Genomic DNA, 16638 nt, shown 5'->3' on the forward strand with positions numbered 1-16638 from the left:
TCTTATTTAAACAAAGGAAACTCTACCATCCATTCATTAATTTCATTCTTTATAGAAGCTATCTGCGCTTTATCTTCATGATTCGTAATTACAGTGTCTATAAAGTTCACTATTTTTTCCATATCACTTTCTACCAAGCCTCTGGTCGTCACTGCTGCAGTACCTATTCTCATACCCGAAGTAACAAATGGAGATTTATCATCAAAAGGTACCATATTTTTATTAATGGTAATATCAGCTTCACCCAAAACAGCTTCAGCTATTTTTCCTGTTATTCCTTTAGACCTTAAATCAATAAGCATTAAATGGTTATCAGTTCCACCTGATATGATTTTATAATCTTTCTCCATAAATGCTTTAGCCATAACTTCAGCATTTTTCTTTACTTGAAGGATGTAATTGAAATATTCATCGGTTAAGCATTGTCCGAAGGCTACTGCTTTTGCAGCAATCACATGTTCTAATGGTCCACCTTGAGTTCCAGGAAAAACACCAGAATCTAATAATTGAGTCATTTTGCGTAACTCGCCTTTTGGATTTTTATATCCAAATGGGTTTTCGAAATCATCACGCATCATGATTAATCCACCTCTTGGGCCTCTTAATGTTTTGTGCGTAGTGGTAGTTACGATATGGCAATAATCCAATGGATCATCTAACAATCCTCTTGCGATTAAGCCACTTGGGTGAGAGATATCAGCTAACAAAATAGCTCCAACTTCATCTGCTATTTCTCTTAACTTTTTATAATTCCATTCTCTGCTGTAAGCAGAAGCACCACAGATAATCATTTTTGGTTTTTCTTTCTTAGCAGTAGCTTCAACCTTATCCCAATCAATAAGACCAGTTTCTTCTTCTACACCGTAGAAAGAGGGTTGATATAATTTTCCAGAGAAATTGACTGTTGATCCATGCGTTAAATGACCTCCATGTGATAAATCAAACCCTAAAATTTTGTCTCCAGGATTAAGACAAGCAAGCATAACTGCAGCATTAGCTTGAGCCCCTGAGTGAGGTTGAACATTAGCCCAAGAAGCACCAAATAGCTCTTTAACTCTATCTATCGCTAAGTTTTCAATTTCATCAACCACTTCGCAACCACCATAATATCTTTTTCCGGGTAAGCCTTCAGCATATTTGTTGGTCAGCACACTACCCATAGCTTCCATTACTTCTGGTGACGTAAAGTTTTCAGAAGCAATTAGTTCAATCCCTTCTTCTTGTCTTTTTTGCTCCTTTTTTATAAGGTCAAATATTAAATTATCTCTCTGCATTTTTCTAATCCAATTTGACCTTAAAATTAGCGCAGATTTACGGGATAAACAATTGATTAGCGTGAAGCTTTTTGAATCGAACAGATATTTATTTGTAAAGTATAAATTGCTCTAGGTATGAAAATAAAAAAGCATGCTAAATCTTAATTTGCATGCTTTAAAATATCTCTAAAATGAATAAGTTAATCATCGATTGTCACGTGCCCCCAGTTATGTCCTTTTCTTATTCGGTTTAACTGAGTATGAGTGATCCCGAATTGACGAGCTATCTGACTGTAGCGCGTTTTCTCGTTCTTCAACATTTTCTTAATCACTTTAACATCTGACTCTGTTAATTTATAACCAGTCACTCTTTTCTTCAAAACCTTAGGGTTTTTATTATTGTGATCAGCCAATTGTCTTTCAGAAACCCACTTTAAGTTACTGATGTGATTATTTGATTTATCATAATCTAGGTGAGTTACATAAACTTGGTCATCACTGTCTTTTGGAATAAATGATTCTGCAACTAAGCGGTGAACATAATAGCTTTGAGTAATTCTTTTATCGAATCTTACCATTATGGCCTGATAGCCGTTTACATTTGAGCCTTTAATTATCTTTCCATTTTCACGAGTAGAATAGCTTTTAATTCTGCCGTAATTGGAGACTTCATATTTTGCGTGAGGCAGATCAACATTAAACTCGATCTCTTTCCACTTTTCCAGTTTTGGATCCATGTTTTGTTATAATATTATTTTTCTTAGTTAACTTAATAATTAAAGGTAGGGATTTAATTTAATAAAAAAAATACTATAATTCTTAGATTAGTCATAATCATACTTTTTTCGCCAGAGATTTTTAAGCTTTTGTCGAAAATCCTTTTCCCTAACATTGTCCTGTGGCTCGTAAAGGGTGTTTTTACTAATTTCATTCGGCATGTACTCTTGATAGGTATAATTCCCGGAAAAATCATGAGGATACTTATATCCGGCTCCATAATTCATGTCTTTCATTAATTTTGTAGGAGCATTTCTTAAATGAAGAGGAACTGATAAATCGCCAGTTTCACGAACCAATTGCCTTGCTTTTTTAATGGCTAAATAGGAGGCATTACTTTTGGGAGAACATGCAAGATAGGTAACACATTGCGAAAGAATTATTTCAGCTTCTGGATATCCAATCATGCTAACGGCTTGAAAAGTATTGGTAGCTATGAGCAAAGCATTTGGGTTTGCTAGCCCAATATCTTCTGAAGCAGAGATTAATAATCTTCTAGCAATAAATTTAACATCTTCACCACCTTCAATCATTCTGGCTAACCAGTACAAAGCGGCATTTGGATCACTACCCCTAATACTTTTTATAAATGCGGATATGATATCATAATGTTGCTCTCCAGACTTATCATATACAGCCATTTTATTTTGAGCAATTTCTCTTACTTTTTCATTTGTGATCTCAATTTCTTCATCGGATGAAAAAGCATCGGTTACTAATTCGAATAAATTAAGTAGTTTTCGTGCATCACCCCCTGAAAGCTGGATCAGTGCCTCATAGTCAGTGATTGTTATTTTTTTTTCTTTTAGTTTCTCATCTTCTTCCATTGCTTTATGAAGCAATCCTTTTAAGTCATCTAATTCAAGTGCCTTTAAGGTATAAACTTGACAGCGAGATAATAATGCGGAGTTTACTTCAAATGATGGGTTTTCAGTAGTTGCGCCTATTAGCGTAATCACACCTTTTTCAACGGCTCCCAATAAAGCATCCTGTTGTGACTTATTAAATCGATGAATCTCATCAATGAAAAGAATGATTTTGCCAGATCGCGAGGCTCGCTGAATTACTTCTCTAACATCCTTTACGCCTGCACTAATTGCACTTAAAGTCTGGAAAGGTGCTTTCACTTGATTGGCAATGATATTGGCAATTGTAGTTTTACCCACTCCTGGAGGTCCCCAGAAAATCATAGAAGGTACTTTTCCTTGAGCAATGGTAAGCCTTAAAACCCCTTTATCCCCAACCAAATGTTTTTGACCAACTAATTCTTCAAGCTTGGTGGGACGCATTCTTTCAGCTAATGGTTTTTCTTCTCCAAACATCATATTCCTTTCAATTTTTAAAACTGCAATATCCATATAATCCCTTACTTTTGCCAAATGAATAAAAAGTGGCACGTACATGGGGCTTTAGCAATAGTAGGCTTAATATATGGTGGTAATTATGTGATCGCAAAAGGCGTTATGCCTGATTACATGAGTCCTAATGCTTTTATCTTATTAAGAGCTACAATAGCCACTATTTTGTTTTGGATTTATCATGCTTTAACATCTACAGAAAAAGTAATCAGAAAGAAGGATTATTTACATTTTGCCAAATGTGCAATTTTTGGAGTAATGGGTAATCAACTAATATTTTTTAATGGATTGAGTTTAACAAGTCCTGTAAATGCCAGTATTATCATGACGGCAAATCCTATTATTGTATTACTGATTTCCTTTTGGCTATTAAATGAAAAAATAAGCTGGCGGAAAATTATTGGTATTTCACTCGGTGCTATTGGTGTGATCCTATTAGTATTGAATAAGGAGGTGAGCATAGAAAATGATGCTTTTTTAGGTGACATCTTTATTTTCTTAAATGCTACTTTTTATGGTATTTACTTGGTAATGGTAAAACCATTGATGCAAAGATATGAACCCATTACCGTTGTGAAATGGGTTTTTCTATTTGGAACCATCATGATTATTCCATTTGGAATTTTCCCTATCACTAAAGTTGATTTTTCTTCATTTCCTACGGAAATCTGGAGTAGTATTGTTTATGTTATCATCGGCACTACTTTTTTAGCTTATTTATTAAATGCTATGGCTTTGAAGCATGTTAATTCTACCATTGTTGGTTACTATATTTATTTACAGCCTGTTTTCGCAACTTTCATTACGATTATGCTCGGGCAAGAGACTTTCAAATGGGAGAAAGCCTTATTTGCTTTGATGATATTTTTTGGAGTATATTTAGTAAGTCAACAAAAAAGAACTAAAAATGAAGAAGCGCCTAATTGAAATTAAATGGGGATTAATTTTCGTTATTATGATGCTCCTTTGGATGTACTTCGAAAAAGCTATGGGTTGGCATGATGTAAATATTGTTGATCATGCTACCTATACTAACTTAGTAGCTATTCCTTCCATTTTGATTTATGTATTTGCATTGATAGATAAGAGAAAAAAGCATTTTGATAATGTAATGAGCTGGAAACAAGGCTTTATTTCTGGTTTAATTATAACAGCAGTAGTAGTGATTTTAACTCCTTTAAGTCAGCTCATAACCCATGAATTGATCACGCCAGATTACTTTGAAAACGTAAGTGCTTATGCAGTAAATCAAGGTCAAATGACTAATGAAGAAGCGCTTCAATACTTTAATTTAAGCAGTTACCTTTGGCAAGCAATGATAGGTGCGGCAGTCTTTGGTATAGTTACTTCAGCATTAGTCGCATTATTTGTTAGAAAAAGTGCATAATTATTTCAATCAAAGTCACTCAAATAAATACATTAAATAAGTCTTTTAATATAAACTCAAACATATTTGAAGGTGATTTAATATATTACCCTTAATTTTACCTTATGGGCGAGTTGTTCTATCGATTAGGGATAAGTTTATTAAGTATTGGAGTGAAAATTCATTCATTGTTCAATACAAAATCTAAAAAGTTTGTTGAAGGCCGCAGAAACTTATTTGAGCAATTAGAGAATCGCTTCAGTCAAGTTAATCAAAATGTGGTTTGGTTCCATTGTGCCTCATTAGGAGAGTTTGAACAAGGTAGGCCCATCATAGAAGCTTTTAAAAAGCGATATCCTGATTATTTCATCTTACTCACTTTTTTTTCACCTTCTGGTTATGAAGTGAGGAAGAGTTACAAAGGCGCAGATTATGTGAGCTACATGCCTTTAGATACAGCCAGTAATGCAAAACAATTTGTGGAAATAACTCAGCCAAAAATTGCATTTTTTGTGAAGTATGAATTTTGGCATTATCATTTAAATGCTTTATCCAATTCAGATTGCTGGGTTTATTCTATTTCTGCCATTTTTCGAGCTAATCAAAGGTTTTTTAAATTTTATGGTGGCTTTCATAGAAAAATATTGCATCATTTTGATCATATTTTTGTTCAGAACAAAAAAGTAGAGTCTCTCTTAAAAGGGATAAATCTTCATAATGTCACCATAAGTGGAGATACTAGATTTGATAGAGTTTATTCCATTTCTCAAAATGTTAAATCAATTAAATTATTTGATGATTTTGCTAGAAATGAAAAAGTATTGATAGGAGGGAGCACTTGGGAGGAAGATATTAAAGTGATGGCTCCATTTTTAAAAGAATATCCAGACTGGAAAGCCATAATAGCACCTCACGATATTTCTGAAAAGAATTTGAAATTACATGAACAACTAATTGGTGGATCATCTGAAAGGTTTACTAAAATTGATGGTGTTATTAAGACTGAAACAAAAGTAATCATTATAGATAATATAGGCTTACTCTCTTCTCTCTATCAATACGGTACAATAGCTTTCATAGGTGGCGCTTATGGAGATGGATTACATAATACATTAGAAGCAGCTTGTTTTAGAATGCCAATCTTTTTTGGAGATCAAAATTATAAGAAGTTTCAAGAAGCAGTAGATCTGATTAGACTGAAAGCCGCTTATCCATTAAAAGATTCGCAGGAATTTATCTCAATATTTAACAGTGCTGATTTTGATTTGGAAAAGGCTTCAAATTCGGCCCTACAATATGTGGATGAGAATATTGGAGCCACTCAAATTATTTTGAATCATATTGCTCCCATAATCGATAAATTAGAAATTGCATCATGAAAGGAAGAGTTTATAAATCTACGGGTAGTTGGTACACTGTTTTGGCCGAGGGGAAGTTTTATGAATGTAGATTAAGGGGGAAGATGCGTTTAGATGAGGAAAAGGTTACTAATCCTGTAGCGGTAGGGGATTGGGTAGAGATAACTCCTGAAAATGAAAAAGAAGCCATAATTAAAGAAGTTCTTCCTCGCGAAAATTACATTATACGTAAATCAACCCGTAAGAAAAGGCATAGCCACAGACTTGCTGCCAATATAGATCAGGCTGTTTTAGTAGTAACCTTGGCTTTTCCCAGAACTAGTTTAGGATTTATTGATCGTTTCTTAGTGAGTTGTGAATCCTTCAGAATTCCGGCTGTATTGGTGTTTAATAAATCAGATTTGCTTGATGATGAGGCTTTAGAATATTACGAAGCTTTAAAATTTGATTATGAGGAATTGGGCTATAAAGTTTTATTAGTCTCCGCAGAGCAGAATGAAGGGATAGAAGATCTGAAAAAAGTGTTAGAAGGAAAGACTTCTTTATTTTCAGGCCACTCTGGAGTGGGTAAATCTACTTTACTAAACCTTATTTCTCCTCACATCGATCAGAGAATTGGAGAGGTATCTGAATCAGTAGGAAAAGGGGTACATACCACTACTTTTGCTGAAATGTTTGAAGCCTGGGATAATACTTTCGTGATTGATACTCCAGGAATTAAAGAGTTAGGCTTATGGGATATAGGGGATGAGGAATTGAGTCATTACTTCCCAGAAATGAGAGAATATATTGGAGAGTGTAAATTTAATAATTGTACCCATACCCATGAGCCAGGTTGTGCTTTCAGAGCAGCCATGGAAGAAGGAAAAATAGCCCCCAGTAGATATGAGAGCTATTTAAGTATTTTGGAGGATGAGGATAGTCATAGATGATTATTTATAACTTTCTCATCACTACATCAGTAAAATATTCTTGATCATCATAGAAGTATTTTTCAACTGATAATCCTGCTTTAGTAGCCATTTCGTTAATCATTTCCGAATCAAACTTTTGGGATATCTCAACATGTATAGGTTCCCATTTATCAAATGAGATGATAGTGTCGATAGCGTTTAAATTCACTTCTTGTTTTTTTTGTGAAATTAAAAAGCTTTTGGTTGTCCCTGTTTGCGGGTCATAAGTTGGGAAATGCTTGAATGCAGAACTATCAAAATCAGCATTTAATTCATTATTCATTCGCTTAAGCAAATTCATATTAAATTGTCGGGTGATTCCACCTGCATCATTATAGGCATCTAAAATCATTTGTGGATCCTTTTTCAAGTCAAATCCGAGAATAAAGCGATCCCCAGTTCTTAATTTTGCGGCAATTTTATTTACGAAAGATTGAGCATCTTCCATTTCAAAATTCCCAATATTTCCTCCCATAAATAGTACAATACAAGGATTAGTTCTAGCTTCATTAAACTCATCCAAAGCTGAAAAATATTCTTTATTTATTGGAGTGATATCTAAATCGGGAATTGACTTTTGCATTCTATTCTGTAGCAGTTGAATAACATTTTCTGATATATCTACAGGTTTGTAGCTGAAATTAGTGTCATTTTCTACAAAATGCTTTAACAGTATTTCTGTTTTTAAGCCATCACCCGCCCCGAATTCTATTAAGCTAAACTTATTTGTTTCCTTCGTTATGAGGTTCAGTATATCATTTTTATACTTCTGAAAAATGTCATACTCACAGTTTGTAAGATAATACTCTGGCATATTCATGATTTTTTGAAAGAGTCGATCTCCTTCTGCATCATAAAATAACCAACTGGGTAATGTTTTTTCTTTTTTTGATAAGCCATCTTTAACCGCATCGGCTACAGAAAAGCTAATATTTTCGGTAGTAGTTGTTGTCATAAATCTTTAGCAAGTCTTATCCCACTGAAATGCCATTGCAGATGGGGATGAAAAAAGTTTCTGTATGTTTTTCTAGAGTGATTTTTTGAAGTAGCTCTTGATGCACCTCTTAAAACCATTTGATTTACCATAAATTTCCCGTTGTATTCTCCAATAGCTCCAGCTGGTTTTTTATAACCAGGATAAGGGAGGTAAGCACTAGCAGTATGTTCCCATCTTTTACCCCAGTCAAATAGATTAGATGCAGTTTCCCATTCAAATTCTGTAGGTAGTCTCATTCCTTTCCACTCAGCAAATGCATAAGCTTCATAAAAACTAATATGCATCAAGGGCGCAGCTTCATTAATAGGTCTTAATCCTGCTAATGTATAATAATGCCATTGGTTATCAATCTTATGCCAGTATAAGGGTGCTTTAATTTGGCTCTCATCTAACCAGCTTCTGGCATCAGAATGCCAAAACTCATGATTATCATAGCCTTTGTCTTCAATAAATTCAGCATATTCAGCATTGGTAATCAATTTATTGCTGATTTTTGCTCCTTCTAAATGCACTTCATGTTTGTTGTGCTCATTATCAAAAGAAAAACCCTTTCCATCAAAGCCAATTTTATAATTCCCTTTGTTAATTTGAATCCAATCGTGTTTAAAATCTTCAGGGAAGTATTCTTCAAAGCCTTTGTCATATACAGGAAATAAAGGGTTATGACCTAATATGTATTTTATATCATAAAATAAAAGCTCTTGATGTTGCTGCTCATGATTAAATCCTATTTCAAGAATTTCTTTCATTTCATCTGAAATAAAACCTCCTAATAATTCAAAAACTGCATCATCCACATATTTTCGATACTTATAAATATCTTCAACAGTGGGTCGGGTCATATTTCCTCTATTTGGTCTTAACATTCGTTCACCAGCTGACACATAATAGCTGTTGAATAGATAAGCATATTTAGGATGAAATTCTTTATAGTGAGTAGCAAATTCTTTGAGCAGAAAAGTTTCAAAAAACCAAGTCGTATGGGCTAAGTGCCATTTTGGTGGACTGACATCCTCGATTGGTTGGGATACATAATCTTCTATTTCAAGAGGTTCACATATACTTTCAGTAGTCCTTCTAATTTCTTGGTATCGGTTAAGATAGTTTTCCATTAAGGATTTAAGCTAATAAAAAATGATACAAAAGTTAATATAAAAATGTCTTTTTCTTCATTTCTGAATCAAAACCACATAGTATTAACTTTAAGAAACCTTTAGGGTTCAGAAAGATTTAAAATAAACGAAAAAGCCTATGGATATCACAATCCATAGGCTTTAAAAATAACAAAAAATGATAAAAGCTTTTTTACATGAAGTAGTTAAACTTAGGACACTTTACATCATCATGTATGTCTTTTATACGGACTCTATAATTTAACATAAATTCATGAGTACCTGCTGATGCAGCTCTGATGGCTGAGGTTGTCCAATCATATGAATAACTGAAATGAAATGAGTCAGATAGTTTGAAATCAATATAGGATACTACTGCATCAATATTACGATATGAAACTCCAACATTTAAAATATCATAAAAAACGAAGCTAGTATTGATATCAAAATTAAGTGGAGCACCTTCTTGGCCTCGAATTAAAACAGATGGTTGCAGATGAATATTTTTCTCCATGTTAAGTGGAAGCATTAACCCACCATGTAAGTAATAATATCTGGCAGAACGTAATTCATTTAGTGTATTCTCAAAATTTACGTTTTCGTATCCATTATTTATTAAAAACGGCACTGAAAAGCCTGCAAACATCGTTTTATTATAAAAATATGCTCCGGTTCCAAAATTAGGCTTCAAATTAGCACTAATACTTGCAAATGAGTTATCGCCTATGTCATCCAGATTTAAGCCTGAAAAATCAGCGGACAGAATATTTATTCCTGCTTGAACTCCAAGCGCTAATTTACCTTTAGGTGTTGGGATTATAAATGCATAACTCCCATATATATTTTGATTCGAATAGCTTCCAATTCTATCATCATTAACAATCAAGCCTAAGCCCATTCTTTCATCCATAAATGAGGAATGGGCGCTAAAAAATAAAGTTTTTGGAGCGCCTTCAAAATTCACCCATTGATTTCTGTACATGGCAGAAGCACTTAATTGCACATGGCTCCCAGCATAAGCAGGGTTTAGAATTAAACCATTGAAAATATACTGAGAATAAATTGGGTATTGCTGAGCAACACTAGTTAAAGCAATTATACTCAGAAATACCGTTATAAATAAGGTTTTATAGATTCTGTTTTTATTCATAAATATTAATTAACAATTTCTAAGTAACCATTCTCTGGTTTAGACCCATCCTTCTTATCAATCACGTAGAAATATGTTCCATCAGGTAAATCTTCTCCTAAAATATTGATCCCTCTATTGGAAACACCGTCAAATTTAACAGTATTATTGTCGTATCCTACCGCCTCATAGACTAATGTGCCAGCTCGGTTATAAATTTTGACCAAATTGTCAGGGTAATTTTCTATACATTCTATTTTAAAGAAGCTATTCGCACCATCCCCATTTCTAGAGATTCCATTAAAGGCATTAATAGATGTAGGAATCGTAACATTTGCTTCCGTTATACAACCTCTTAAAGATTCTACACTAACGAAGTAATTACCACTTGATACTCCGTCTAAAACAGGACCTCTAGCAACTAAATTCCCAAATTCAGTATACCAGGTGATATTTTTTATTTCAGCTTCACCACTTACAAAAACTGAAGCAGATCCATTTTCCTGATTACAGTTTGCTGCAATTGTTTCAGTTTCTAAAATAGGGAATACTAGTATTTCTTCAATTTCAGCACTTACAGCTTCTGATGTACATCCTGTTCTTAAATCCGTTGCAGTAACTGAATATTCTCCCGCAGCTAAATCACTAATTCTATCACCTGTTCCGATTACAGTGCCTCGTCCTTCATCTCCTTCATACCAATTAAATTCATAGTTAGAAATATTTCCATTTACATCTACACGTAAAACACCATTGTCAATCTGACAATCTGTGTCATTAGCAATAACTTCAATTGTAGGTCTATCCACTTCAGGAATGTCTGATGAGATTGTGATAGAGGCTTCATTACTACATTGTGTAATATTATCAGTTACTCGTACTGTATAGGTTATGGCTTCTAAACCTGAGAAATCAGGGCCTACATATAAAACATTTCCACTTGCTGAACTTCCTTCAAACCATTCGAATGTGTATCCAATAAATTCTCCATTTATAGAAGCTCTAGCTGCGCCATTCGCTCTACTTAAATCACAAACAGTAAGCGGAGCTATTTCTTCCATTGTAATTTCAGGAATTATTCGCTGATCTTCCACGGTGATAGTCGCTGTATTTTGACATGATGGGTCATCAACATCAATTGCAGTTACAGTATATTCTCCAACTGCTAAGGAGTCAATTTCTTTAGTAGTGCCCACAATGTTTCCATTTGCATCTGTCCATTCATAGTCATAAACTGCGCTTCCATTTGAAGTTACAGTTGCGAATACAGATCCATTTGGAGCATCACAATTCGTAACAGGAGTTGCTGAAATACTCAAATTGACAGGATTGATCTCTGTAACTAACTCATAGGTTTCAACATAGCTACAGTTCGTTAAACTATCGAACACTTCAACGGTATAAAAACCTTCCGTTAAATCAAAATAATCTGGCCCATTTTGAGCAACAGTTCCTGAAGCGCTTTGACCGTTGTACCAAGCATAAGAAAAGCTTGCACCTGGACCTGATGCATTTACTGTTAAGAAGCCTAAGCTAGGATCAACGCACTGCTCTGGATTAGCAAAATCTAAGGTTATAATGGGTTCTGTAATATCTCTTTCTATTTCAAACTCAATCAAAGAAGTAGCACAACCTGATACAGTACTGGTGGCCTGAAGGAAGTATGTTCCTGAATCTAAGCCACTAATACTATCACGAGCAGTTGAAATAAGCGTCATATCTGAATCAAACCATTCAAAATTATAATCATTTAGATCTCCAACTACACTATTCTCAAAGATATTGTTGATAACTACTCGGCTATTATTCGTGTCACAAAGTGTAATCGGATCAATTTCAATCTCAGATGCAGGAATTGAAACAATGGTAGGATTATCAACTAAACTGAAAGTTCTAATAGTGGAGCATTTTGTAAAATCATTAATGACTTCTACTGTGTAATTTCCCCCAATTAAACCAGTAGCAATTTCGCCATTTATCCCAGCAGTCGTTCCAATATTAGTGCCTAATGGTGTAGAGGTGTCTGTGCCCTCGTACCAGAAAATATTATAATCATTAGGATTCGCTCCATTATCAATATTAAGTTCTAATGAACCGTTGGCAAAAGAAGCTTCACAATTAGTATTGGGAATTCTCTCCTCAATACTAAAAGTAGGATCAACTGAATTTCTACCCACAGTTTCAGTGTAGAAAACAGAACAACCCGTAAGGTCATTAATCGCTTCAATAATATAATTCCCTTCATCTAATTCACCAAAAATATAGTTGTTTTGGCCAATAACACCTGCTGTTGGGTGTGAAGCTATATTTACGGGATCGTAATCACCAGCTTCATTTTCCTTAGTGATGGTAAATGAATAATCGTCCTTATCAGTACCGGCTGCTTCAGTTAATAATACCTCAATACTTCCATCAAAAGGGTTACAAGTGGTTGTATTGATCACCTCAACGGAATCAAGTTCATGAGCCCCGATGAAGGGTAAATTTAAAATTCTTTGACTTGAACAACCTGTATTGAGATCTGTTGCTACTACAGTGTAAAGACCTGTAAAAAGCCCCGTAGCTACCGATTGTGTAACTCCTTCTTCAGTTAAGAAAGCTGTACCACTTGCATTTGAGCCCTCATACCAATCAACATCAAAACCTTGAGTGTTTCCAGGTGAAGAAATTTCCACCTCTAATTCTCCATTATCTAAATCACAAGCGGTTGCTGGCTGAACTCTAGTAGTATTTTGACTTATATTAACAGTAGCATTGTCTATTACCTCAACAGTTATCGGATCGGTTAAACAGCTTCTGTTATTATTTAAGGCTTGAATTGTATAAAATCCTGGAGTTAGTCCATCTAATACATTAACTCCTACAGTCTCATCGATTAGAGAGGAAGCGGTTACCGAATTTCCTTCATACCAGAAAAACGTATAATCTGCTTCAGTATCTAAATCAACGGTTGCTTCTATTCTACCATTAAAAGGATCGCAATTAGTAACAGGATCTGTTGTAGCTGATAAATTAGGAATAATGATGTTGTTATTTATGGTTACTCTTTCAGTAGCGGAACAACCAGTATCATTATTAGTAACTCTTGCAGTGTATTCACCACCACCAAGTCCACTAACACTAGTTCCTGTTCCTACAGTAGCTCCTGTGGTTCCAGCTCCAGCAAACCATTCTATTGTGTGATCTGCTACATTACCCACGATGGAAACCGTTACGCTACCATTTGGATTGCTGGTATCACATGAATTATTTTCTGTGCTTGAAATTGCATCTATTTCTGGAGACTGTGTTTGATTCACTTCAACGGTCACCAACTGAGAGGGACAATCAGAACTATTATCCGTTACAATAACAGAGTAAGTTCCTTGAGGTAAATTATTAACAGTTGCCCCCGTATAATCAGGTGTTGGTTTTTCACTTGGCCCAATAAACCATTCAAAGGTGTATCCAGCAGTACTTCCTCCTACAGAGGCCGTTACTACTCCAGAATTCGTATCCGAACAAACAATATCCGTGGCACTCGCTGTTGCTACAGGAGGGTTAGTTTCATCAGGAACATTAATGGATTCAATAGTTTGGCAACCAGTCGCCTTTTCAGTTACGAGTACTGTATAAGCTGCAGACTCTAAACCAGTCGCAACATGGCTGTTGCTTATTTGAAGCCCACCCCCAACAGTATTTCCTTCATACCATTCATATTCAAAATTACCAACAGGTTGGCCACCATTAATACTAACTGTTAATTTACCATTAGGAGTTTTACAATTGCTATTCCCTCTATCGACTGTTATATCTGCCGTAACATTTCGGGCACTATCTTCAATAACAACTTGGATGGTATCGGAAGTACAGCCTACTAAAGTATTATTTGCAAAAACGGTGTAGGTACCTGCCGATAATCCTGAATAAGTGGAGCCTATATAATCAGGAGTGCCGGTAACTGAAGTTCCATCAAACCAAAAGAAATCATAGTTAGCCGTCACCTCAGTAGTTCCTTCCAATTTAAATACTCTTGCTGAGCCGTTAGCAGGAACCCCGCCAGATGAACAATCAATATTTTTCGTAACAACTGAAGACAATGCAAAAGGTATTGGATTAATTTCTGCTGAAACTATATTATTAAAGTAATCACATTCTAAAAAGTTAGAAGCAGGAAATTCGAGAGGAATCGTGTTTTCCCCATCATCATTAAGTGATACATATAAGGTAAAGTTACCTCCTGTGCCATTCACGGTAAGAGTTGGTGAAGAAGCTACTGATCCTGGAGTAAAGTTGGTCAAAGAAATGGAATCTGTATTCAATCTATTAGCCCCTGCTACTAAAGGATCGCCATCATAAAAAGTAATAGGAACCCAACCTGTTAGCGGTACATCCCCTATGTTCTCTAAATCAAAGCTTATAGTAAAATCCTGTTCAGGACATTCAGGTGCATTAATAGTTAATGTTGATTCTAAAATGTTCAAATCGGGTGAAGCATAAGTAGGGCAGCCATCTGAACTCAAAAAAGGAGATTGGTTCAAGAAACTATTTAATGGACGAGAAGGGCCAGTAGTACACACCCCTGTTGAGAAAACTGCTTGATGTTTTTGTTGGTTTTGGGGTACCGTTAGATCATCGTTAATATTCACGTTAAAATAGCCATGTTGATTCCATACTCTTCTTGCTGGTACCCAGGGTTCACCTCCTGAAACATAAACCCTTACTTCAGCATCCCCCGAAATGGGTAGCTGTCTACCAAAATCTCCCGCTCTATAGTTCTCAGGGGTACATACTACACATATCTCTGTAGAGCCATCTGCATTAACATCTGCTACAACTGGATATTCAACATTTGTTCTTGACCTACATGGTACTTGCGTATTTATGCTACCATCAAAACCATTAATAATATATACGAAATCTTCATCTCTGTAGACTACCTCTGATTGTCCATCTCCATTAAAATCGAATAAAGTACAACCCGTAATGCCAGAAGTTTCTTCATTTACTGTTTTCGGACCAGGATTTCCGAATTCATCTTCCCATAAGATTTCCCAATTTTCATCTAATGCATATAAATACCGACCTGATACAAAAGCAGCATTTAATTGACCATCTCCATCTAAATCTGCAATGTTGATTCTTCCCATACCATTATACCAACCAGCACTATAATTTCCTCCACCTCTTGGGTCATTAAATATAGCAACTGTATCATTTGCAACATCCCAAAAGAAAGCACTGGTTACATTTGTAGTAGGGGTTCCGTTGGTTGCCCCAGTAAAAATTACATCAAGGTTACCATCTAAATTGTAATCTGCTACAGAAGTTGTAGCACTGTATTCTTGATTATTATTTTTAACTCTATAATTAAACATGCTGGTTGGCATGGAAGCTAGAAGAGTAAGGTTACCTGCATCTTGAGATCGATTACCTAAATTTACTCCATATATTTTGTCTCCAATTACTAATTCTAAATCTTCATTTCCCAACATGTCCACTGCCACAGCACCACTATTGATTCTCTCCCAATTTGCAGTTGTAGTTTCTACGATTCTTGTTCCAGTAAGGGCGTCTCTAATCTCATCTTTATAGTACATTTCAGCTTGTCCATCCCTATCAAAATCTGCAAAGCTGAGTAATACTGGATCATTACGTAAATTTTCAGATTCCCATAAAAAATTTAATTCGCAATCATATGCCACTATTCTATATCTACCCGAGCTACCATTATAATAAATAAAGAATACTTCAGCACAATTATCATCTTCAATATTTGCTATTGCTGCTCCTCTAAACGTTGGGTAGTTTATGGTTGCTTGATGTTTGATTGTTGCATCATCACCATTGAGAATATAAACCCTATCTGTATAGGCGTTATTTGTAACAATCTCAGGAATTCCATCTCGATCTAAATCTCCTACAACTAATTGATTTAAGTTATTTACTACATTTCTTGGAGAAGTATATCCTCTTTCCAATACAAAACGAGGAAAACCTAAAGGCTCTGCTTCGCAAGATGCATCGTTACCAAGGAAAAAGCCATCACAGTCTGCAGTATCGGTACAATCACCGTCAAAGCAGTCTACGAATCCATCTCCGTCATTATCGATCCCATCATTACAAATCTCTTGTGCAAATGAAACTGAAGGAATAATAAATATAAAAAAGACTAGTTGTATATATTTTTTCATAGCAGTTGAAATTACGCATTCATATCCTTAGCGGATTTTTAAATCAATTCGAAAAATACTACTAAAATTAGAAAAGACATTGTGATCTGCAAGGATTTCCTTACATGGGTTAAAAAAATTCGATTAATTAAGAATAATAATTTTCTTATTCTACGAATA

Annotated in this window: 11 protein-coding genes; 4 read left to right on the forward strand and 7 right to left on the reverse strand. The window is 35.0% G+C overall.

The window, feature by feature from the left end:
• Positions 1-2: 2 nt before the first annotated feature.
• From glyA to QYS48_RS10425, 3 genes are all read right to left on the reverse strand, one after another.
• The gene (glyA, locus tag QYS48_RS10415; protein WP_308355860.1) at positions 3-1274 is read right to left on the reverse strand and encodes a serine hydroxymethyltransferase; all 1272 of its coding nucleotides are present in this window, start codon (positions 1272-1274) and stop codon (positions 3-5) included.
• 182 nt (positions 1275-1456) lie between these two features.
• Entirely contained in the window at positions 1457-1993 is a 537-nt protein-coding gene (locus QYS48_RS10420; RefSeq protein WP_302123216.1) for an HNH endonuclease, read from the reverse strand.
• An 87-nt stretch (positions 1994-2080) separates the two neighbouring features.
• Positions 2081-3358 carry a replication-associated recombination protein A gene (locus QYS48_RS10425; RefSeq protein ID WP_308358433.1) on the reverse strand — a complete coding sequence of 426 codons (1278 nt, stop codon included), beginning with the start codon at positions 3356-3358 and terminating at the stop codon, positions 2081-2083.
• Between the two features lie 54 nt (positions 3359-3412).
• On the opposite strand from QYS48_RS10425, the gene QYS48_RS10430 reads away from it, so the two are divergent.
• The 4 genes from QYS48_RS10430 (at position 3413) to rsgA (ending at position 7047) form a co-directional block, all read left to right on the forward strand.
• Entirely contained in the window at positions 3413-4318 is a 906-nt protein-coding gene (locus tag QYS48_RS10430) for a DMT family transporter (protein WP_302123220.1), read from the forward strand.
• Entirely contained in the window at positions 4299-4778 is a 480-nt protein-coding gene (locus tag QYS48_RS10435; protein ID WP_308355861.1) for a DUF4199 domain-containing protein, read from the forward strand. The genes QYS48_RS10430 and QYS48_RS10435 overlap by 20 nt, the downstream gene beginning before the upstream one ends.
• Before the next feature lie 104 nt (positions 4779-4882).
• Positions 4883-6136 (forward strand): glycosyltransferase N-terminal domain-containing protein, encoded by a 1254-nt coding sequence (locus tag QYS48_RS10440; protein ID WP_308355862.1) that lies wholly within the window; start codon positions 4883-4885, stop codon positions 6134-6136.
• Positions 6133-7047: a ribosome small subunit-dependent GTPase A gene (rsgA, locus tag QYS48_RS10445; protein WP_308355863.1), complete on the forward strand. Its 915-nt coding sequence runs from the start codon at positions 6133-6135 to the stop codon at positions 7045-7047. Before QYS48_RS10440 ends, rsgA begins: the two co-directional genes overlap by 4 nt.
• Positions 7048-7051: 4 nt before the next feature.
• On the opposite strand, the gene QYS48_RS10450 is transcribed toward rsgA, so the two are convergent.
• The 4 genes from QYS48_RS10450 to QYS48_RS10465 all read right to left on the reverse strand — a co-directional run bounded on the left by QYS48_RS10450 (position 7052) and on the right by QYS48_RS10465 (position 16479).
• Entirely contained in the window at positions 7052-8023 is a 972-nt protein-coding gene (locus QYS48_RS10450; protein WP_302101903.1) for an L-histidine N(alpha)-methyltransferase, read from the reverse strand.
• Positions 8020-9177: an ergothioneine biosynthesis protein EgtB gene (gene egtB / locus QYS48_RS10455; protein ID WP_308355864.1), complete on the reverse strand. Its 1158-nt coding sequence runs from the start codon at positions 9175-9177 to the stop codon at positions 8020-8022. The genes QYS48_RS10450 and egtB overlap by 4 nt, the downstream gene beginning before the upstream one ends.
• A 193-nt stretch (positions 9178-9370) precedes the next feature.
• On the reverse strand, positions 9371-10327 hold the full coding sequence (locus tag QYS48_RS10460) for a type IX secretion system membrane protein PorP/SprF (protein ID WP_308355865.1): 957 nt from the start codon (positions 10325-10327) through the stop codon (positions 9371-9373).
• A gap of 5 nt (positions 10328-10332) precedes the next feature.
• Positions 10333-16479: a gliding motility-associated C-terminal domain-containing protein gene (locus QYS48_RS10465; RefSeq protein ID WP_308355866.1), complete on the reverse strand. Its 6147-nt coding sequence runs from the start codon at positions 16477-16479 to the stop codon at positions 10333-10335.
• Positions 16480-16638: the final 159 nt, after the last annotated feature.

This window comes from Marivirga arenosa, assembly GCF_030503895.2.
GTDB classification, from domain to species: domain Bacteria; phylum Bacteroidota; class Bacteroidia; order Cytophagales; family Cyclobacteriaceae; genus Marivirga; species Marivirga arenosa.

Excerpts from the sequence above, each read along its gene's own strand:
- QYS48_RS10450 (WP_302101903.1), bottom strand. The coding sequence starts at position 8,023 with ATGACAACAACTACTACCGAAAATATTAGCTTTTCTGTAGCCGATGCG.
- rsgA (WP_308355863.1), top strand. The coding sequence starts at position 6,133 with ATGAAAGGAAGAGTTTATAAATCTACGGGTAGTTGGTACACTGTTTTG.
- QYS48_RS10430 (WP_302123220.1), top strand. The coding sequence starts at position 3,413 with ATGAATAAAAAGTGGCACGTACATGGGGCTTTAGCAATAGTAGGCTTA.
- egtB (WP_308355864.1), bottom strand. The coding sequence starts at position 9,177 with ATGGAAAACTATCTTAACCGATACCAAGAAATTAGAAGGACTACTGAA.
- QYS48_RS10425 (WP_308358433.1), bottom strand. The coding sequence starts at position 3,358 with ATGATGTTTGGAGAAGAAAAACCATTAGCTGAAAGAATGCGTCCCACC.
- QYS48_RS10465 (WP_308355866.1), bottom strand. The coding sequence starts at position 16,479 with ATGAAAAAATATATACAACTAGTCTTTTTTATATTTATTATTCCTTCA.
- QYS48_RS10435 (WP_308355861.1), top strand. The coding sequence starts at position 4,299 with ATGAAGAAGCGCCTAATTGAAATTAAATGGGGATTAATTTTCGTTATT.
- QYS48_RS10440 (WP_308355862.1), top strand. The coding sequence starts at position 4,883 with ATGGGCGAGTTGTTCTATCGATTAGGGATAAGTTTATTAAGTATTGGA.
- glyA (WP_308355860.1), bottom strand. The coding sequence starts at position 1,274 with ATGCAGAGAGATAATTTAATATTTGACCTTATAAAAAAGGAGCAAAAA.
- QYS48_RS10460 (WP_308355865.1), bottom strand. The coding sequence starts at position 10,327 with ATGAATAAAAACAGAATCTATAAAACCTTATTTATAACGGTATTTCTG.
- QYS48_RS10420 (WP_302123216.1), bottom strand. The coding sequence starts at position 1,993 with ATGGATCCAAAACTGGAAAAGTGGAAAGAGATCGAGTTTAATGTTGAT.